Annotated in this window: 16 protein-coding genes, 7 tRNA genes and 1 other RNA gene; 20 read left to right on the top strand and 4 right to left on the bottom strand. The window is 32.4% G+C overall.

The genetic code is table 11. From position 1 onward, the window contains the following. The first annotated feature begins 85 nt into the window (after nucleotides 1–85). The 3 genes from PFY10_10720 to PFY10_10710 are packed head-to-tail and all read left to right on the top strand — an operon-like array spanning nucleotide 86 to nucleotide 3,389. The gene (locus PFY10_10720; protein WBV58911.1) at nucleotides 86–1,459 is read left to right on the top strand and encodes a DUF262 domain-containing protein; all 1,374 of its coding nucleotides are present in this window, start codon (nucleotides 86–88) and stop codon (nucleotides 1,457–1,459) included. After that, on the top strand, nucleotides 1,456–2,655 hold the full coding sequence (locus PFY10_10715) for a DUF3696 domain-containing protein (protein ID WBV58910.1): 1,200 nt from the start codon (nucleotides 1,456–1,458) through the stop codon (nucleotides 2,653–2,655). The genes PFY10_10720 and PFY10_10715 overlap by 4 nt, the downstream gene beginning before the upstream one ends. Beyond that, nucleotides 2,652–3,389, top strand: a complete 738-nt coding sequence (locus PFY10_10710) for a hypothetical protein (protein WBV58909.1) — start codon at nucleotides 2,652–2,654, stop codon at nucleotides 3,387–3,389. Before PFY10_10715 ends, PFY10_10710 begins: the two co-directional genes overlap by 4 nt. A 567-nt stretch (nucleotides 3,390–3,956) precedes the next feature. On the opposite strand, the gene PFY10_10705 is transcribed toward PFY10_10710, so the two are convergent. Both PFY10_10705 and PFY10_10700 read right to left on the bottom strand, forming a co-directional pair. Continuing rightward, nucleotides 3,957–5,051: a hypothetical protein gene (locus PFY10_10705; protein ID WBV58908.1), complete on the bottom strand. Its 1,095-nt coding sequence runs from the start codon at nucleotides 5,049–5,051 to the stop codon at nucleotides 3,957–3,959. A gap of 1 nt (nucleotide 5,052) precedes the next feature. Continuing rightward, the gene (locus PFY10_10700) at nucleotides 5,053–5,868 is read right to left on the bottom strand and encodes a sigma-70 family RNA polymerase sigma factor (protein ID WBV58907.1); all 816 of its coding nucleotides are present in this window, start codon (nucleotides 5,866–5,868) and stop codon (nucleotides 5,053–5,055) included. Between the two features lie 379 nt (nucleotides 5,869–6,247). On the opposite strand from PFY10_10700, the gene PFY10_10695 reads away from it, so the two are divergent. From PFY10_10695 to PFY10_10675, 5 genes are all read left to right on the top strand, one after another. Next, entirely contained in the window at nucleotides 6,248–6,481 is a 234-nt protein-coding gene (locus PFY10_10695; GenBank protein ID WBV58906.1) for a helix-turn-helix domain-containing protein, read from the top strand. Nucleotides 6,482–6,891: 410 nt separating this feature from the next. Then, nucleotides 6,892–7,944: an MBL fold metallo-hydrolase gene (locus PFY10_10690; protein ID WBV58905.1), complete on the top strand. Its 1,053-nt coding sequence runs from the start codon at nucleotides 6,892–6,894 to the stop codon at nucleotides 7,942–7,944. A gap of 2 nt (nucleotides 7,945–7,946) precedes the next feature. Next, nucleotides 7,947–9,221 carry a trypsin-like peptidase domain-containing protein gene (locus PFY10_10685; GenBank protein ID WBV58904.1) on the top strand — a complete coding sequence of 425 codons (1,275 nt, stop codon included), beginning with the start codon at nucleotides 7,947–7,949 and terminating at the stop codon, nucleotides 9,219–9,221. Continuing rightward, complete coding sequence (locus PFY10_10680) at nucleotides 9,208–9,765, top strand: hypothetical protein (GenBank protein WBV58903.1); 558 nt, start codon at nucleotides 9,208–9,210, stop codon at nucleotides 9,763–9,765. The genes PFY10_10685 and PFY10_10680 overlap by 14 nt, the downstream gene beginning before the upstream one ends. Further along, the gene (locus tag PFY10_10675; protein ID WBV58902.1) at nucleotides 9,755–12,892 is read left to right on the top strand and encodes an AAA family ATPase; all 3,138 of its coding nucleotides are present in this window, start codon (nucleotides 9,755–9,757) and stop codon (nucleotides 12,890–12,892) included. Before PFY10_10680 ends, PFY10_10675 begins: the two co-directional genes overlap by 11 nt. Before the next feature lie 123 nt (nucleotides 12,893–13,015). Here PFY10_10675 and ssrA read toward each other — a convergent pair. Together ssrA and PFY10_10665 are read right to left on the bottom strand one after the other, a co-directional pair. Then, nucleotides 13,016–13,418, bottom strand: a transfer-messenger RNA (tmRNA) gene (ssrA, locus tag PFY10_10670). Nucleotides 13,419–13,543: 125 nt separating this feature from the next. Next, nucleotides 13,544–14,299: a hypothetical protein gene (locus PFY10_10665; GenBank protein ID WBV58901.1), complete on the bottom strand. Its 756-nt coding sequence runs from the start codon at nucleotides 14,297–14,299 to the stop codon at nucleotides 13,544–13,546. Between the two features lie 160 nt (nucleotides 14,300–14,459). Here PFY10_10665 and rpsU point away from each other — a divergent pair, with 160 nt between their 5' ends. The 12 genes from rpsU to PFY10_10605 all read left to right on the top strand — a co-directional run bounded on the left by rpsU (nucleotide 14,460) and on the right by PFY10_10605 (nucleotide 19,102). Continuing rightward, complete coding sequence (gene rpsU, locus PFY10_10660; protein WBV58900.1) at nucleotides 14,460–14,657, top strand: 30S ribosomal protein S21; 198 nt, start codon at nucleotides 14,460–14,462, stop codon at nucleotides 14,655–14,657. Between the two features lie 87 nt (nucleotides 14,658–14,744). Further along, nucleotides 14,745–15,632: a tyrosine-type recombinase/integrase gene (locus PFY10_10655; protein WBV58932.1), complete on the top strand. Its 888-nt coding sequence runs from the start codon at nucleotides 14,745–14,747 to the stop codon at nucleotides 15,630–15,632. Further along, nucleotides 15,629–15,919 carry an HPF/RaiA family ribosome-associated protein gene (locus PFY10_10650; GenBank protein ID WBV58899.1) on the top strand — a complete coding sequence of 97 codons (291 nt, stop codon included), beginning with the start codon at nucleotides 15,629–15,631 and terminating at the stop codon, nucleotides 15,917–15,919. The genes PFY10_10655 and PFY10_10650 overlap by 4 nt, the downstream gene beginning before the upstream one ends. Nucleotides 15,920–16,026: 107 nt before the next feature. Then, nucleotides 16,027–16,100 (top strand) — tRNA-Thr (locus PFY10_10645). Between the two features lie 16 nt (nucleotides 16,101–16,116). Next, nucleotides 16,117–16,197: transfer RNA gene (locus tag PFY10_10640), tRNA-Tyr, on the top strand. Nucleotides 16,198–16,283: 86 nt separating this feature from the next. Next, nucleotides 16,284–16,356, top strand: a tRNA-Gly gene (locus tag PFY10_10635). Between the two features lie 90 nt (nucleotides 16,357–16,446). After that, a tRNA-Thr gene (locus PFY10_10630) sits at nucleotides 16,447–16,520 on the top strand. A 19-nt stretch (nucleotides 16,521–16,539) separates the two neighbouring features. Further along, nucleotides 16,540–16,620, top strand: a tRNA-Tyr gene (locus PFY10_10625). An 87-nt stretch (nucleotides 16,621–16,707) separates the two neighbouring features. Further along, a tRNA-Gly gene (locus PFY10_10620) sits at nucleotides 16,708–16,780 on the top strand. A gap of 42 nt (nucleotides 16,781–16,822) precedes the next feature. After that, a tRNA-Thr gene (locus PFY10_10615) sits at nucleotides 16,823–16,894 on the top strand. A gap of 159 nt (nucleotides 16,895–17,053) precedes the next feature. Next, on the top strand, nucleotides 17,054–17,734 hold the full coding sequence (locus PFY10_10610) for a response regulator transcription factor (protein ID WBV58898.1): 681 nt from the start codon (nucleotides 17,054–17,056) through the stop codon (nucleotides 17,732–17,734). Then, nucleotides 17,735–19,102: an ATP-binding protein gene (locus tag PFY10_10605; protein ID WBV58897.1), complete on the top strand. Its 1,368-nt coding sequence runs from the start codon at nucleotides 17,735–17,737 to the stop codon at nucleotides 19,100–19,102. Nucleotides 19,103–19,148 lie beyond the last annotated feature (46 nt).

Genomic DNA, 19,148 nt, shown 5'->3' with positions numbered 1-19,148 from the left:
CTTTTTTAGCTGTCCCACTATGAAATCTCTCCAAATATTATACAATCGATAATTAATTATAAATTTGTAAAATCAAATAATCAATATGATAGTAGAATTCAATATAGGAAACGATGAAATAATTAGTTTGTCGGTAATCAAAAAAGAAGATACCGAAAATAGGTATCAACTAGTTGATGATGATAAATTCGTTTGGATGGAGATAGAGTTGGTTGGCCAAAATCTTTTAGTTTTATTGAAAGATGTTAGAATTGTAGATAATAATGAAACTATTGAAAAGATACTTGACAAAGTTCTTTATGAAATAATTGAAGTTGAGAAATCTGGTGCGGATACCTTCAGTGAATCAGAAACAACAGACATTAATCCTTATGACCCAGATAAGATAAAGGTTAGATCTGATAAAATTGCTGTTTCCATTTTGAGTAAAATGATAGACAACCAGAGCATAGACCTTAATCCAGATTTCCAAAGAAATCTAGTTTGGAATAATTTCCAAAAATCAAGATTAATTGAATCCATACTTTTAAGAATTCCTTTACCAATGTTCTACTTTGCAGAGGATGATGAAGGCAATCTTTCAGTAGTTGATGGCTTGCAGCGTATTTCAACTATCAAGGAGTTTATGGATAACAAATTCCCTTTGAAAAATCTGCAATACCTGAACGACACTTGCGAAGGAAGGTATTATGAATCGAGAGGTAATAAGGTTGGACTTGATACCAAATATCTGAAATGGTTTGATTTGACTTCAATCTCAGCAAACATAATTGACCCATCTTCTCCACCAAAAGTTAAGTATGATATTTTTAGAAGAATTAATACAGGTGGAAGACCTCTCAATAATCAAGAAATAAGGAACTGCTTGATGGGTAAAGGGTTAAGAGAATCTTTAAAAACTATGGCTTCTTTGGAAGATTTTAAATCTGCTACAGATTACAGTATAAAAAGCACACGGATGGAAGACCAAGAAATTGCTCTTAGATTCTTATACTTTTATCAATTGTATGAACCAAATAAAAACATTGACGACTATAGCGGATATATGGATATAGTTCTTGATGAATATACCGACAAACATGTTAAGACTTTGCAGCAACATTTAGAAAGATATATTCAGAAGTTTACAAATGCAATGAAGAATGCTGAACATCTTATTGGCAGTAAGTATGCATTTAGAAAAATTCAGAATAAAGATATTCAACCAAATTCCCATAAACAATTAATTAACAAAGCTCTTTTTGTATGTTGTTCCATTTTGTTGGCTGACTATGATAATGATATAATTGCTAATAATAACAATGCAAATTCATTAACAAATTTACTTGCAGACAAGATTGAAAACGACAAACAATTAATTTACTATTTATCATACGGAACAAATGGTAAAGCCAATTTACTTTACACCTTTGGCGTTCTAAACGAATTATTTAAAAACAACATAGTATATCAACAATGATTACACTTACTATAAAAAATTTTAAATGCTTTTACGATATTGATGTTCCAATAAGTGACTTAACAATTTTTGCTGGAGGCAATGGCAATGGCAAAAGCACAGCTATTCAGGCTTTATTGTTGCTAAGAAGAACAATTGAACATTGTAGCGAATGGAAAGGCGACCACTTTGAATATAATGTAACAAACAAGTTAAATGTGGAACTAAATGAAGTTTATTGCTTGGGTTTAGGTAATAGTTTGAATGTTTTGCCATCTGAATTCAAAGAAACTGAAATTGAACTTGGTTTAAGTGAAGCAGAAAAAGGTATTGTTATAAAATATACAACAAACAACTTAAATGAGTTATGGATTACACCAAACGAACTTTTAAAAAAAGATTTTAAATTCCCTCAAAATCCCTTGATGTTTCACGAGTTCTATTATCTCAATGCTGAGAGGATAGGTCCGCGAATTAATCAAGGAATAAGGTTTTATGACTACCCAAATGTTGGGTTTAAGGGAGAATTTACTGCTCAAATAATTGCTGATTTGGATTCTCTTGAAATTGAAAGTAAATTCAAAATAGACCCTAACAGAATTCTTAACGACCCTGAATTTTTAAAGGGGAGTAAGTTTCAACATCACGTTAATGCTTGGTTGAGTAAAATAATTGACGGAGTGACAATTGTTCCTGTTAAGGATAGCGAAACACATACTGCAAGAATATCAGTAGATAATTTATACTCAAATGGGAAAGGTATTTTTCCGACAAATACTGGATTCGGTATTAGTTATTCTTTGCCAATAATTGTTTCTTGCTTGTTGGCAAAAAAGGACAGCATCTTGATCATTGAAAACCCAGAAGCACATCTTCACCCATCTGCTCAATCAAAAATGGGAGAATTTTTGGGAGTAATGGCAAATTCTGGACTTAAAATTATTGTCGAAACACATAGCGACCATATTATAAACGGAATTCAAATAGCTGTTGCCAGAAAAGCAATTAATTATAAGAATGTTATTATAAATTATTTTTTCAAAGAAGATAAGTCTAAACAAGAACTTCAAGAAGATAAAATCCTTGGAATTAAACAACAACCAAATCTAAAACCAATTCATATCAATGAGAAAGGTGAATTATTGGAGTGGCCTAAAGGCTTTTTTGACCAAACACAGATTGATTATGTGGAACTTCTAAACTTGAAAAAGAAATGAGCGACTTCTTTTTAAACAATCAATCGTTAAATACTGATGATTTTGAAATATTCAAAAGTGGTGTTATTCAGTTAATGAGTATTGAAAAAAAGCAAGAGCATATTTTTTTCAGAAATGATAGTTGCTATCAAATTCATCATTTTACTAATAGCATTTTTTCTAATATGCACGACATTGACATTTTTAATCTATACAATTTTTTTGCAAAGTTAAGTCCTTGTGATGCTGAAGTTCAAGACGAAATCACTGCAAACAATTATTGTAAAAGAAATATTAATGGCTTTCTTGGGATTGATTTTAATAATCAAGCAATAACAGACCACAAAAAAGTTATAGGTCCAGACTCATACTTAAACTGGATTCAATTTTATCAAACAAATTTGGAACACTTGATAGCATTTCTTGGCAATTCGGTAATCACTAAGAATTTTGAAAAAAGTTATGCTTCTCTTTCTGCTGATGCGCAAGAATCCATCAAATATGAGTTTGAGAAAGCATCCAATAGAAATCTCGCAACGAGATTTTATCCCGATACAAAAATAGTAAAGGATGTAAGTGTTTCAAAAAAGTGTACTGTTTATGAATTAAGAGTATATCAACCAGTAGCTCTTAGGGTTTACTTTAACGAGATTGATGATACAGTTTATTTAGCTTCTATTGAACAGAAATCAAATCCGGACCAAAACGAAGATATAAGGAAGGCAGAAAAATTATTGATTTTAATTAACCAATAGCATTTGCGAACTTTATTATCAAAAGCGAAATAGAATGACCTAATAAAAAGGAGAATACCAAAGTCATTTCTGAAAGTGTGAGCCTCTAATACAGTGAAATGTTGAACTTTGTGGATCTGACAAGTTTAGTAAATCCGCCTTCGCAAAGTGCAAAACCTTAGCATCAAGCCGAAAATATGTGGAAAGGCTACAAACAAAAATTATTTGACTTTTTGAAAAGAAACTGATCCAGAATTCGAAATTTAATATGATGATTCACTTTTTGGGATATTTAGTAAAGTTGAAAGGCAAATTGATTACCCTTACATAACATCGGCAGTAGTGGTAAAAATTTCACTTTCAAGTAAACTTAACAAGAGCGCTCTTTTATTCTTCGACAAAGACAGAAACCAGAATAAAAGATTTTTTTTTATTCAATCTATTAAGATTTGTATAATTAAAAATAATTTAATTAAAGATGTTCCCGATTCTAGAAAAAAAGAGCCCACGCCGTTGTATATACTATTAGAGTATTTAGTGAGTGTTCAAGACCTCACCCTGCGGGTGTACAAGCACCCTCTTATTTTTTTATCCAATGATTAATTCTATTCCGGCTTTTTCAGCTTTGTATTTTATTTTACTTTGCAACTCGTAATAACTCCAATTACGAAGCACGAATTCCTGTTCTTTTGCAATCCCAATTTTGTCATCTTGATTTTTAAGAATAAGTGTGCCTGCCTGTTGTTTTATGCAGAAATCGATAAGCTGTCGACTGTACACGTGAAGACGATTGCTTATATATCTGCTTTCCAAGTTCTTTGTTTTATACAATGCCTTTTGTTTCCGTTTTACTCCATTTCCTGAACGGGCATACGGTATACCATCTTGAATCCTTTTTTGACTTGCCTGAATTGCGAGCCTGCGATACAAATACTCTTCTTTTGAGCCAATATTGATTCGTACATTGTTAGCTTTTGCAACTATGGGGTGTTCCAGAGAGAGGGAAGCTTCCGCAATGATTTCTGGTTTTAAATGGTGTTCTTCTTTTTCAAATTCAAAAACTGCAAGCCAGAAGATTTTCCTGCCTTTCAGTTGGATTTGAGAGGTGCAAAGTTTTATCTCATTTTTTAGCAGCCGTTCCATAATCACTCGCTTATCAGTATAGTCTTTTCCTAAATATGTTTGGACAGGTATCGCAAATATATTGAAATAAAAGGCTTTCGTTTCTTCGTCATATCTCATTTTACTGATGCATTTAACAGGAAGTGGGATTGGAATGTCTCTTTTAAAATTTCTAAGTGATTTTGTTCCCTGCCAATAATCGGCTTTGTTTTTAGAGAAAGTTGATTGGATCGTATTGTTAAGGCTTCCCAGAATGTCTGTCGGGATTTCTCCTTTGAATCGGTCAAAGACCATTCTTGCTGTGCTATTTGTTTTCGAACGGTCAAACATTCCCATCTGATCTTTTTTTTCATCAGCTAACTTATATTGTATTTCTTCTGTAAGATAAAAGAAATCTTTGATCATTTCCTGAACATATAGATGGGAAGCTATTAAGTTGGCCGCTCGGAAACATCTGTTCTGATATCGATAGAGTTTTTCCCATATCTCATTTTTTTGATCAGACGGAACATTAATTAGTAATTGAATTTTTCGGGTCAGTGTTATTGTGGATTTTTCCATATCAAATAGGTGTTTCAGACTTGTTTCGATTCTGTAAAAATTGATAAGCATAAAGAAACTCCTGATGGACTTCTTTTTCAGAAAGTTTGAGTTCTCTTGCAATGACAGCAAATGAAGATTGCTGTTCAAATCTTCTGTTTAAAATTTCAATTTGTTGACTGCTAAGTTCAGATGGCTGAATTGAACCTGTCTGGCATTTTACTGCTGGCTTTTCATCAGAATTTGCTCTCAAGATTTTCCTCAGATCATCTATTGCCTTGCTTATCTCATTGCTAATGTCTTTTACACTGCTTCCCATTGCTTCTGCAATGGGTTTGTACCGAAAGCCATATTGAAGGCAAAGCTCGATTAGATGCTTTCGTTTTGGGTTTATCACCTTTAAGACCTTATTGACTTCATCAAAATCTTTTTGATCGGATTCCTGCTGAAGTAGATGTTCTTTGTCTTGCAGAGGATCATATCCTATAAGATAATCCTGATAATTCTCAAAACTTTCAAGCGAAGCTGTCAAACGAGCGAATTTATTTTTTGGAGCAGTAAAATAGGATATACAGTCTCTTTTCAAAACAAATCGCAGAAAGCCTAGAATATGATTTGGCGTTTCTATGGAATCACGGTGTAACCATAATTTTAGAAATGTATCCTGCACAAGTGTTTCCACGACAAAATCATCGTCAAGCATCTGTTTTCCGATCCAGAAAAGGAGTCTTTTGTACCGTAAATGGATATGTTCTAATGACGTGGGATTACCTTTTTTCAGTAGTTCGTATAACTGAAAATCAGTTAGTTTTCGGGGTGGTAAGCTTGTTCTTTTCATAAGCAGTGAATTAGATTTGACTATCCATTGAAGAACTGCTTCGATTAACAAGATGAATTCGCTATATCATTTAAAATTACTCACTCACAACATTTTGCCCAAAAGAAAGGCGTGGAACTCATCTTACCGACCGGTGGTACTGGCATACCAAGCAACGATAAGTGAGCCCACGCCGAAGTCGTGGGCACATTTACTTATCCTCTCGTTGCTTTTTGAAAAGTGCCAGTTTTCCAGTCGAGAATCTAAGCAATAGCTTCTATATTTCTTTGAACTATCGCAAAATTACTTTTATAAATAATTTATTCCAAATATAATAAAAATAATTTAATTACGGTCGAACGACCGTAATATTTCAATGTCAAAATATTTCTTTTGTTATATGATTGACATAAACGAGAAAATCTGTTCGTATATCACTAAAAATTGGTTGATTCCTTGGCTTAAAGAAAATAAGTCACAGAACTCGTTTGCTAAAAATCACGATATCGAAGAAAGTACTGTAAGAAAAATCAAGAGTGATGCTACATACAGAATTCCTGTTGAAACACTTTATAGAATTTGCAAAGCAAGAAAAATTACTCTTGAACAATTTTTTAATCTCTTAAATGAATAAAATACCGCCCACAATCGGTATTTTTTTCGAAAAATGACTTGTTATTATTTCTTTATTAAAAAACGAATGAAGAAACTTCAAATACGAGACTGAAATTATGATTGAAAGCTTTTCTATCATTTTGGATTTTGTTATATAAATCAAAAAAATCATTACGCTCCGAAAAGTCTATGGTTATTATCACTACTGAAGTAGATTTTAATGACTCGGGTCTATATATTTATACAGGAAATCTTAAATATTTCGCGCAAAATGTTCTTACTATTAATTTCCTCTCTAGGATTTTTTTTACTTATAATTTCTGGATTAATCTTGAAATTTGATTAATTTTATATAGTTTCAATCAATTTTATAGAAAATTACGGATTCCCGTAATTCAATACATATAAAAAAAACTAAATTTCCAAACTATGAAAATTCAATTTTTGCAAGCGTTTAACGGTGACTCTATATGGATTTCCTTCACAGATGCTGGAGGTAATAAAAACATTCTGATAGACGGAGGTACATCTACAACTTATTCTTATACGGATAAAAATAAAAAACATAAGGACGGTGCATTAAAACTTTTGATAGAATCCTTAAAAGAAAAAAAAGAAATTCTGGATTTGGTGATTCTCACACATATTGATGATGACCATATTGATGGTTTTTTAAAATGGTTTGGTAAAGACAAAGATGCCATTCAATATATAAAAGAAGTTTGGTTCAATTCCGGTAGAGCAATTAAAAAATATCTCAATGATGTTAAATCTGAAGTTGATTCTTTAAAATTCAAAGAAACTACAACGCTGACTAGTGTAAAACAGGGTGTTGATTTTGAAAATTATATAAGAGATTGTGGTGTCTGGGACGAAAGAATAATTGCTCAGAAGGATATACTCAACTGGAATAATATTTCCTTTCAAATTTTATCTCCCGGTAAAGAAAAGCTTGGTAAACTACTTAAGGAATGGCATAAAAAGAAACCTGAATCCTTGCTGGATACTTCCAGAAAAACTGACTATTCAAAAACATTGAAGCAACTAATAGAAGAAGATAGTTTTGAAGAAGATGATGACCCATATAATGGCAGTTCGATAGCATTTATCCTAAAAAGAGATGAGGAAAATTTTCTGCTTTTAGGAGATTCTCATCCATCGGAAGTTCTGATAGAGCTGGATTGTTTAGGATATGACGAAAACAATAAGCTATCAGTAGATATGATAAAACTATCACATCACGGTAGTAAAAAAAATAATCCAATTGAAATCTTCAAAATAGTTGATGCCGATAAATATATAATAAGCACAAATGGAGATACTCACAACCATCCGGATAAAGCTACTATTGCAAGAATCGTAGCTGTAAATCCTGAAGCTAAAATATACTTTAATTATCCCAATCTTATTTCAAAAATAATTTTGGGACAAGATAGAATTGATTTTCCAAATGTTAAATATTTAGGTACAGATTCATTTTAGTTATGAGAGATAGTTTACAGTTTTTCACGGTAAAAGTAGCCGATGGAAGTGGTTGTCTGTTTCAGCCAATCGACACCGAATATAGTTATGTTTTAACAGCTAAACATGTTGTTGATGGTCATGATAATATTGAAATTATAAGGCAATACATTAATGAAAATGGGCAAGTAGAAAACGAAAGTTTAGAAATTATTGGAAATCCTTTTTTACATATTGACCCTAACAAAGATGCATCCATTATAAAAGTTAAAAAAGTAGATAATATTGACGGTCTTTTAAGAGCGGATTTAGATTTAATAGAAAAAGAAAATTGGTATTTATGCGGACATCCCGAAACTCGTATAAATGGGAACTTCTCGTATAGAAAAAATAAACTTAAGATTGAAAATCCTGTTGAACTTTATATCGAAGCTGAAATTGAGAAAGCGGTCACACATTCAGAAATTGTAGGACAGTCTGGTGGTGGAATTATCAAATCTGAGAATTCTTGTTTTCTTCTCGCAGGAATACAGAAGAAAATGGCTGTTGAAGACGATGTAGAGTCTATTTCCAGAATTCATTTTGCTCCCTTATCATTTTTTGATGAAATTGTAGAACAAAATAAGACCCTATTATCACCTCTTTTTCCTCCTTATATAGGTACCTTTAATATTTTACTACAAGAGATTTTCCCCTTCGATAGTCTAATAATTAAAAAAGATGTAATTAGGAATACACTATTAAAAATATCAAAGGATATATGCGATGGTACTAATCCAGATAAGATTATTAAAGAGTACAAGGGAAAGTTTTTAGTAAATGGAACTCCTGACCATATTATTTATCATAAGTCTTTATGGAAATGTCTGCTTGAATTTTTTACCATAATTAAACTTTATGAAGAAACAGTTGACCTTGGTGATTTTGAAAGTATTCATAAAAAAAGGAAAATGTTAATTGTTGACACGGATGTATGGATAAAAAAATTAGAAGAAATTTATAAATCAGACTTGTCCGAAATCGAAAAAGGAGGAAGTATAGTTATTTGTGCAACGGAAGAAAAAGTTCCAAGTGTACAGGAAATTACTGAGGATTTACTGAGCATCCTTCCCGATATTTCTATTCCTTTGGATGAGATGAATATTAGTAATACTGTTCAAAACCCTTTTGTTGATTTGAAATTGGTCAATATCTTTAAATTCCAGCATCATATTATTAATAATGCGATTCAGTTGGCAAATGTAAATAGTGTAAATTCAAAAATGACAATTAAAGAATTAACAGATGGAATCATTTGATAGAATAGAAGATAACCAAAGTATTATAACTCAGATTAAAAATAATTTTGATGTTCAAGAGACAGTTGTTGGGAATTTGACATTTGGAAGTAATATTCCGGTCATCTTGGTTCAATTCAAAAGTTTGGATAATTTAGAAAAGCATTGGAAAGAGCTGAATAGTCTGGTAACAGCTGAATACCTTATTAAGTTGGATAATGATTTTTCCAAATGGAATTCTTATATCTTTTTTGTTACAGAAGAGATTCCGAAACCTCTAAAATATGAGATTGAGAATAATAAATTCAGCACGAGGAAAATTGTCATTGAAATGGAAACTCCGCTAATTAATGATGATGTAATCAACAATATTATTTCAGAACACATTGTAAATGATGATATTCAGTTTGAAGTACAATCCATAGATGTTGGTGAGTTTTCTAAAAATGATTTGGTAGGTAATATTTTTGATGATTTCATAAAAGATAATCCCAAAAAAGCTGATGACGATACTTTGATAGAACTATTAACCAAAATTGAAACAGGATTAGACAATGAAAATTAAAAAAGTAGAGATTCAGGCTTTCAGGGCTTATGATAAAGCAGAGAACAGCACATTTGATTTTGGAATCAATGATGGTAAATATGCTGATTTTGTCTCACTTTATGCGCCCAACGGGTTTGGTAAAACATCCTTCTATGATGCTGTAGAATATAGCATTACAAATAATATAGATAGATTACTGAAAAATAAAAACAAGGATGTTGCAAAATCCGAAAAGAACATTAACAAAAGTGAAAAGCAATATATATTAAGAAATCGTCTTTCTGACGCAAATTTAGAAAGCTATGTTAAACTTACTACCACCTCTGATGTTTTTAATAAGAAAATACCCACTCCAAGAAAGAATACTGCTGATTATAAATTTGACGAAAATGAAACCAAACGTGGATATTTTAGAGAAGTCATTCTTTCTCAAGATTGGATAAGTAGCTTTCTCAGAGAAGACAAACCGGATGAGAGATTTACAAAATTCATAGACTTTTTTGGAGATAAGGATTTGGATAATTATCGCAAGTCTTTGGATGAATTAATAACAAAAAATGAAAAACTTCTAAAATCTCTGCAGAATGATTTGAAGGGAATTCTACCTAAACTAAAATATGATGCAGATATTGAGATATTGTCTAAAATCAATGAAAAAATAAATTTATTAAATGAGTTGGGCAATCAGTTCAGAATTGTGGATACTTATACCTCCGGTAAAGATATCTTAGAGTTATCCAACACGATTTCTGAAAGGAAAAATGATTTAAACCATAATATCAGTAGATTAAGAGAAGTATTTACTGAGCTTGAACTTCTTATATCCGGGAATGAAAGAATTTTAAGTTTCAGGGGTTTTAGAGACTATATAAAAGAGCAAACGAATCTTGCAGAAAGATTGTCGGCTTTAGCGATAATCAGAACAAAATTTATAAACCTTAAACAGAAGAAAGACCAGATAGAATCTATACAGAATAAGAATAAGGAACTTGATTCTAAAAAAAAACGAAAAGAAGATATATTAAAAACCTTACCAGATTACACAAAAATTATTACTCAGATAGAACAAAAGGAAAAAGAGATTTCAGATTTAAAAATAGCAAAAGAAAGTTCTGCGAAAGAAATATCCGAAAGTGAGTCTACTTTAAATGAAAATACAGCGAAAACAGATAATTTTCAGAACCAATTGAATGAGGTTGAGAAAAAAATCGAGCAACTTCCTGAAATAGTAAACATTATAGAGAATAGTCAGAATAATATCACCAAAGTCAATGATGATATAAAACAAACTACTGAAACATTAGAAAAAGAAAAAAATAAACTTAATAGAATTTCCAATCGAATTGAGGGACTAAAAAAAGCTCTTTCAGAAATTAGTAACAAAAATTATCCGTCACAATTTGAAAGTACATTTGAAAAATATAAACTTTATATCGAAAAGATATTAAATTCTGAAAAATTATTAGAGGAAAAAAGCAAACAGTTACAATCTCTAAATCTTCAAATAGAAGGGCAAAAAAGTTTTCAGAAAGATTTGGAATTATTTGTTTCAAAAGGATTGTCTATCATTAATGAACAGAAAACAAGTTCGTGCCCGTTATGTAACCAGGACTATAAAACATATCACAATTTGGCTAATGCTGTGTCAAGTAATAAGCTTTTATCACAAAGGATGTCTGAACTTTTAAATGAAAAAAATGAAATTGAAAAATCTCATCAGGAACTTCTAGAAGGGCTGTCAAAAAATGTACAGGAACTTGTTGCAATAATAGGCAAAGATATTTCAACGGATGAATTGGCTGAAAAAGATATTAGTAAAAACATTTTGAGTATTAATAAAACTCTTACTGAACTTCAGAATAAATTACTAAGTGAAATGAAAATCTTGTCTTCTCAAAGAGTATTATTGCAAAATAAATCCAAAGAAGAATATGAAGCTTGGGCAAAAGAAATAATCAATTCTTATAGAGCTGAATTGGAAAAGTTAAAATTAACAATTCAAGTATTAAATAATAAACTTTTAAAAGACAGAGAGCAACAGCAAATAATCATTAAGAAATTAGAAGCAGAAAAGTCAGGACTTCAAGTATTGGAAAACTCAGATATTTTAAAAGAAACCAGAGATTTTTTCTTGAAAAATTATCCAAATCAGAAAATAGATTCCAAACAGTTGGATACTGATGTAGAAAATATTAGTGCTAATATTCAAAAGAATCTTAATAGCATACAAAACTTATCAGATACAATAAAGATATTAGAAACTGAACTTCAGGAATCCATAGAGGAAAACGTAACTGACGAAATCACTCAAATCAATGAAACCTTGATTCGGATTTCTGCTGGTGTTGATATTTATAAACTGAATGCTGGGAAATATATTAATTCTGATATTGATAAGATGGATGAAGATGTTTTTAATGACTCCATTGCGAAATCCAAAGAGGAAAACGAGAAAAAGATATCTGATTATAATGAGGAAATAAAACAATTAGAACTTTTATCAGAACTGAAGGATAATGTTCTTCCTTACTTGGAATTCGAAGAAAATAAGAAAATTGAGAACAATATCAAAAGTAATATTGATAAAAAGAAAAAGGTTACTAAATTATTAAAGGGAGAAATAGAAAAAGTAAATTCCCATATCGAAAAGCAGATAAAATCTTTCTTCTATGAAGACCTTATCAATGATTTGTATAAAAGAATTGACCCTCATCCCGAATATACGAAAGTGAAATTTATTCCTGATTTTAAAGATGCCAAACCAAAGCTAAACGTATGTGTCTATGGAAAGAATAATTCTGACGATTTTATTATTCCTAATTTATACTTTAGTCAGGCTCAGCTTAATATTTTAAGTCTTTGTATTTTTTTAGCAAAAGCTCTTAATGCAAAAGATGATGACGGGAATTCTATAGACTGTATATTTGTAGACGACCCAATTCAGTCAATGGACAGTATAAATATTCTGTCTACTATTGATTTGCTACGAAGTATTGTTGTTAACCACGAAAAGCAGATAATACTTTCCACTCACGACGAAAATTTTCATAATCTATTAAAGAAGAAAATACCATCTTCCTTGTTTAAATCAAAGTTTATGGAATTAGAAACTTTTGGAAAGGTCAGACCATCCACAATGGGGTGATATATTCGTTAATTTGATTATTTTGTATATAGCGGTATTGTAAGATATTAAAGTATATAATTATAGCACCTAAAGTAGCACCTTGAAATAAAAAACCCTGTAAATCAATAATTTACAGGGTTTTTGTGGAGTTGGAGGGATTCGAACCCTCGTCCAAACAAGCAATACATAAGCTTTCTACATGCTTATTCTACTATTGGTTTTCGACTGGAGGCAGAGAGCAGACACCCAACTTCCAGCTTATCTTCTGAGGTTTTCGAGTTTTAGCCGAAGCATCTAAAACCTTATTTCTGCATTCCTATATCCCAGGATCAAACGCCGCAGAACAGAGCATTTGTGGAATATCTTGCTTCCCTACTAAAATCTTCGGGAAAGCGCTTGAATCTACTAAACTTCGATATTAAGCTGCAAGAGCGAACTCTTCGTTGCCAGTTAAAATTTTGTAGCAAGGGATTATAGAGATCGCGCTACGGTTCTCTGCATGCTTACTTACCCATTGATCTTGCTGTCGAAACCAGTCAACCCCATGAATAAAGTGAGTGCAAAGATACTACTTTTTGTTTAAATAAATTTCATATTCATAAACTCTATTGTATGAGAAATGCCGGAAATTTTTCCGGCACTGTAATGTATTTTAATAATGTTATAAGATTAATACTGTTCAAATGCGAGTACATACATCTCATTATCCGGGCCTGCACCATTTCCATAATTATTAAAGCCATAAAAATTTCCTGCTAGTAAGTCATTGCTTCCCGGTACTACGCCACTGCCTGTGGAGATTTGATATTGATACCCCCATGAATTATTCCAAACTCCATTGGAAAGGCTTCTGGACCACGTATCCCAGTTTGTTGTAGTAAAGGTAACCGATTGTTTACCTCCATTTGTACTGTTTCCAAACCATAGCTCATTTGCATAGTAGGTGATCGTAGCTGCAGGTGCTGACAGTAATCTTACTTCAAGATAAGTAGATCCGGAAGTTGTTGCAAATCTGAACTCCATATTCATAGAAGGAACCTTGAGTGTTGGTTTATCATATCCATTGGTGTCAAGATTTCGACCTCTGTATTTTACTTTAGTCAATACGGTACCTTCCGTTTCTGAAACTACATTCAATTGGCCCCATTTTGTTCCGTCATTTAAATAGAGGCCAGGAGATAGTCCGTTTACAGAAGCTGTGTTATAAACTACCATTCCGGCTACATGTGCAGTAAGAGGAGCGGGCTGGGAGGTGGCTGTTAAAGCAACCCGGGGAGGTAAAAGTCCTTTGTTTGCCGAATTTACATCCAATACGGCATTAGTATTGGGATTTGTTGTATTAATGCCAACCTGTGCATGAGTTATCACAGGAAATGTCAAAGCAAAAACTAAAGGCAAAGCTTTTAAGGATAGATAATTTTTCATGTTTTTTTGTTATTTAAACTGTGTTTTTAAAATCGTATATCCCAAAGGTATGAAAAATGTATGCAATTCTGAAACATGAGTTATTTTAAATTAAAAGAAATAAATTTTGCATATTAATAAAAAAATATCTACTTTTGCAATCCAAAATGAGATGTAAAGTATGTTAATAATTCCTGTAAAAGATGGTGAATCCATCGATAGAGCACTAAAAAAATATAAAAGAAAATTTGATAAAACTGGAACAGTTCGTCAATTAAGATCGAGACAACAGTTTGTTAAGCCTTCTGTAACTTTGAGACAAGCTAGATTAAAAGCGGCTTATAAACAAAGAGCGTTAAGCAAAGAGGAGCAAGCTTAAGAAATTTTTCTTAAACAAATATTAAATTCACTTCTTAAATATACTTATATTTGAGGAGTGAATTTTTTATATTATATGTAATCCATGATGCTGAATAAATTTTTAGAATATTTACAATTCGAAAAGAGGTATTCACCTCATACTATTACAAGCTATAAAAAAGACCTGGAAGATTTTTCTTATTTTTTTCTCAAAACAGAATCTTCCGATGATATTTCCAAAGCCGATAAAAGGGTAGTCAGGAATTTCATAGTGGCACTAAGTGAAAATAATATATCCAAGAGGAGTATTAACCGAAAGCTTTCCTCTCTTCGAAGTTTTTATTTTTTTCTTTTAAAGATCGGTGAAATTACTGTTTCGCCCACTGAAAGTATTTCCTCTCTTAAGTTTTATGCCGAAAAACAAATTCCTATTTCACAAGAAGAAATGGAGGTGCTTAATAATACCATTTTTGAAGAGCCGCATGATATTCTTGATCAGTGTATCATAGAAGTTCTGTACCAGACCGGAATCCGTAAGTCCGAACTTTGTGGCTTGATATTTGAGAATGTAAACTTAGATGGAAATGAGTTGAAAATTATAGGTAAAGGGAACAAAGAAAGATATGTTCCCATATCTGAAGATTTGACTGTTTTATTAAGAAGTTATTTAACATTAAGAAGACCTCTCGATGAGTTTCAGAACTGTTTTTTCGTTAATAAGAAGGGGAAAAAACTCACGGAAAAATTTGTTTATGTAGTCGTAAATAAGTACCTTAGTCTTATAACTTCGAAGCAAAAAAGAAGTCCTCATATTCTAAGACATAGCTTTGCTACACACGTTTTGGATAATGGGGCGGAGATCTCAAAAGTAAAAAAAATATTAGGACATTCCAGTCTAGCCAGTACGCAGGTGTATACGAATGCTAATATAGAACAATTGAAAAAAGTGTTTAATCAGGCTCATCCTAGAGCGTCTAAAAAAGAAGAATTATGAAGATCACAGTACAATCAATTGGTTTAACTCCACACGAACCATTGGAATCACACATCGAAAAAAAAGTAAGCAAACTTGAAACGTTTTATGACAAAATTCACGAGTGCAAAATCTTCCTGAAGGTTGAAAATAATTCGGATAAATCAAATAAAACTGCTGAACTTATTTTGGCGGTTCCAGGTGACGATATCGTAGTAAAAAAGACGGCTGTAAGTTTTGAAGAGAGTTTGGATCTTTGTGTTGATACTGCTAAGAAGCTATTAATCAAGAAAAAAGAAACAGCTTAGAAAAAAAGTTTAAAATAATCGCGTAAAAATTTGAGAATTCAAAAAATCCGTTCTATATTTGCACTCGCAAAAAGGGAACAGTGATCTTTTGAATTCTTTTTTTAATTGCCTCCATAGCTCAGTTGGCCAGAGCACGTGATTTGTAATCTCGGGGTCGTGGGTTCGAATCCCTCTGGAGGCTCATTTAATATAAACTAGGGAAGATTCCAGAGTGGCTAAATGGGACTGACTGTAACTCAGTTGCTTCGGCTTCGCAGGTTCGAATCCTGCTCTTCCCACTGTTTATATTGAAAAAAAACTTGCAGATTTAAAAGGTTTTTTATAGATTTGCACAGCGTTTACCAATAGTTTTGGAAACAAAATTGCGGAAGTAGCTCAGTTGGTAGAGCGTCAGCCTTCCAAGCTGAATGTCGCGGGTTCGACCCCCGTCTTCCGCTCAGTAAAATCACACCACAAGGCGTGATTTTTTTTAAACCTGATACAGCTTAAGATAGATTGCCTTCGGATAGCCTCAGACAGTTTAAATTGCCTCCATAGCTCAGTTGGCCAGAGCACGTGATTTGTAATCTCGGGGTCGTGGGTTCGAATCCCTCTGGAGGCTCAATTTAATATAAACATGAGGGAAGATTCCAGAGTGGCTAAATGGGACTGACTGTAACTCAGTTGCTTCGGCTTCGCAGGTTCGAATCCTGCTCTTCCCACATTTTATATTTGAAAAAAAACTTGCAGATTTAAAAGGTTTTTTATAAGTTTGCACAGCGTTTACCAATAGTTTTGGAAACAAAATTGCGGAAGTAGCTCAGTTGGTAGAGCGTCAGCCTTCCAAGCTGAATGTCGCGGGTTCGACCCCCGTCTTCCGCTCAAAAAAAATCATGCTATTAAAGTGTGATTTTTTTGCTTAATGCCGACTTAGCTCAGCGGTAGAGTGCTTCCTTGGTAAGGAAGAGGTCACGGGTTCAAGTCCCGTAGTTGGCTCTGGCTTTAATCCCGAATTGTTTCGGGATTTTTTTGTTTAATGTATTTTCTGTTAATAAAATATATTCTTTTTTCTGATGCTTTTCATTTCAATCATCTGCAGATGATTTTCCTTAAAAATCATAAAAATTTTCGTTAAATTCGTATAAATATTTTTTGATGAATATACTTTTATTAGAAGACGACCTCATTCTTTCCGCGGAACTTTGTAAGTTTTTGGAATCAAACAATTTTTCATGTGATAAGATTTATGATGGGGAGACTTTTCTTCGTCAGATAAAAAATAATTCGTACGATCTCTATTTACTGGATATTAATGTTCCCAAAATAAACGGATTGGATGTTTGCCAAACCATTCGTTCATTCGATAAAAATACACCTATCATCATTATTTCGGCATATGGAGATCTTTCTGATAAGAAAGATGCCTTTACAAGACTTGCTGATGATTATCTTGTCAAGCCTTTTCAGTTTGAAGAACTGCTTTTAAGGGTAAATTCTCTTTTGAGGAGAAAAATGCCGGTAGATACTTCAGATCAGGAAATCATAAGAATTGATGATCTCATCATCAATAAGACTGAACAAAAAGTCTATAGAGGAGGAAACGAAATTACCCTAACTCTGAAAGAATTTCAATTGTTAGCTTACCTGGCAGAAGCCCAGGGAAGAACGGTATCCAAACAACAGATTACGGAGAATGTATGGGAACACAATTTTAATACAAATACAAATACTGTTGAGGTATATATTAATTTTCTAAGAAAGAAAATCGATAAAGATTTTAAAGTTAAACTTATTCATACCCGATCAGGCTTTGGATATTATTTAAGTCCACTATAAATGTCATTAAAAAGGAAGATTGCTTTAAATTTAAGTATTGCCTTCTCACTACTTTTTGGTATAGTGATGATGATTATATATATGTCTTTTAATGATTTTAGAAGAGATGAATTTAAAGAAAGGTTTCGCCAAAGACTCGAGTTTACCTCTCATTTTATCTCCGAATCTAAAAACTTCGAAGCTGAAGCTCCTCTTTTTTTCAATGAAAATGCAGATAATATCCTTCTCAATGAGAAAATCTTGATATTTAATGCAGACAAAGAATTAATCTATAGTACAATAAAAGACCGGAATGTTACCTGGGATGCTGCCTTATTAAAAGAGCTGGATCAAAGAAAAACGATATACACCGAGAAAACCATTCCCGAAATATATGCTGCACTTAAAAATATAAAAGGAGAAAACTACTATATTCTAACCAGTGCCTACGACAGCAATGGAAAATCCAAATTATCTTATTTAAAATATTTGCTTGTTACGGCTTATGTAATGAGTACGCTTCTCATTGGGCTTTTCAGTTATTATTTTATGGGGCAGTTTCTACGTCCCCTGGAAGATCTTAATAAAGAGATTTCAGAGGTTACCGCACATAAGTTAACTACACAAGTGCCCGTACAACAATCACAAGATGAAATTAGTATATTAGCACAATCATTTAACACCATGATTGTACGGTTGAACGATGTTTTTCAATCGCAAAAAGATTTCACGGCGAGTGCCTCGCATGAGATCCGAACGCCTATTACAAGAATGGCATTCCAGTTGGAGAATCTGATCAAGTTCGAACAGCATTCTCCGGAGACCTTATCTTCATTAAAGCAGATTCAGAAAGATGTTTATCAATTATCTGACCTGACTAATTCCCTGCTGCTTCTGACTAAATTTGACAAAGAGAACATTCAAAGTTTATATGAAGAAGTAAGGATTGATGAAGTTATATTCAGTTCCTTCGAAACAGTAGAAAAAAGTTATCCGGATCTGAAAATGGATTTTTTAATTTCTGAAGAAACTTCAGAACAAGCATTATTAACTATAAAAGGAATACAATCATTGCTGGACATCGTATTTATTAACCTGTTCAAAAATGCGGCGGTTTATTCGGATAATATTGAAGTAGATGTTCTCATTACTGAAACTGCTTCAAAACTGATTGTGGATGTTATTTCTCAGGGAAGTACAATTTCTGAGAATGAACAGTCGAAATTATTTGAGGCTTTTATGAGGGGGAATAATGCACAGAATATTTCGGGTTCCGGATTGGGACTTCGGATTGTAAAAAGAATTTTAGAATACCATGGTGCAGATATTATTTACTCTTCGCCATCGGAAAATATTAACAAGTTTAGTGTGGTATTTTCTAAAATTTAATTTTTTTTTAAGGCTCATTTAAGTTCGTTTTAATCATGTCTTAGCA

This window comes from Chryseobacterium daecheongense (assembly GCA_027920525.1).
In the GTDB taxonomy this organism is placed as follows: domain Bacteria; phylum Bacteroidota; class Bacteroidia; order Flavobacteriales; family Weeksellaceae; genus Chryseobacterium; species Chryseobacterium proteolyticum.
This window is presented reverse-complemented; position numbering and strand designations above follow the sequence as displayed.

Coding starts and splice junctions, on each gene's coding strand:
- PFY10_10720 (WBV58911.1), top strand. CDS start 86: ATGATAGTAGAATTCAATATAGGAAACGATGAAATAATTAGTTTGTCG.
- PFY10_10715 (WBV58910.1), top strand. CDS start 1,456: ATGATTACACTTACTATAAAAAATTTTAAATGCTTTTACGATATTGAT.
- PFY10_10710 (WBV58909.1), top strand. CDS start 2,652: ATGAGCGACTTCTTTTTAAACAATCAATCGTTAAATACTGATGATTTT.
- PFY10_10705 (WBV58908.1), bottom strand. CDS start 5,051: ATGGAAAAATCCACAATAACACTGACCCGAAAAATTCAATTACTAATT.
- PFY10_10700 (WBV58907.1), bottom strand. CDS start 5,868: ATGAAAAGAACAAGCTTACCACCCCGAAAACTAACTGATTTTCAGTTA.
- PFY10_10695 (WBV58906.1), top strand. CDS start 6,248: ATGATTGACATAAACGAGAAAATCTGTTCGTATATCACTAAAAATTGG.
- PFY10_10690 (WBV58905.1), top strand. CDS start 6,892: ATGAAAATTCAATTTTTGCAAGCGTTTAACGGTGACTCTATATGGATT.
- PFY10_10685 (WBV58904.1), top strand. CDS start 7,947: ATGAGAGATAGTTTACAGTTTTTCACGGTAAAAGTAGCCGATGGAAGT.
- PFY10_10680 (WBV58903.1), top strand. CDS start 9,208: ATGGAATCATTTGATAGAATAGAAGATAACCAAAGTATTATAACTCAG.
- PFY10_10675 (WBV58902.1), top strand. CDS start 9,755: ATGAAAATTAAAAAAGTAGAGATTCAGGCTTTCAGGGCTTATGATAAA.
- PFY10_10665 (WBV58901.1), bottom strand. CDS start 14,299: ATGAAAAATTATCTATCCTTAAAAGCTTTGCCTTTAGTTTTTGCTTTG.
- rpsU (WBV58900.1), top strand. CDS start 14,460: ATGTTAATAATTCCTGTAAAAGATGGTGAATCCATCGATAGAGCACTA.
- PFY10_10655 (WBV58932.1), top strand. CDS start 14,745: ATGCTGAATAAATTTTTAGAATATTTACAATTCGAAAAGAGGTATTCA.
- PFY10_10650 (WBV58899.1), top strand. CDS start 15,629: ATGAAGATCACAGTACAATCAATTGGTTTAACTCCACACGAACCATTG.
- PFY10_10610 (WBV58898.1), top strand. CDS start 17,054: ATGAATATACTTTTATTAGAAGACGACCTCATTCTTTCCGCGGAACTT.
- PFY10_10605 (WBV58897.1), top strand. CDS start 17,735: ATGTCATTAAAAAGGAAGATTGCTTTAAATTTAAGTATTGCCTTCTCA.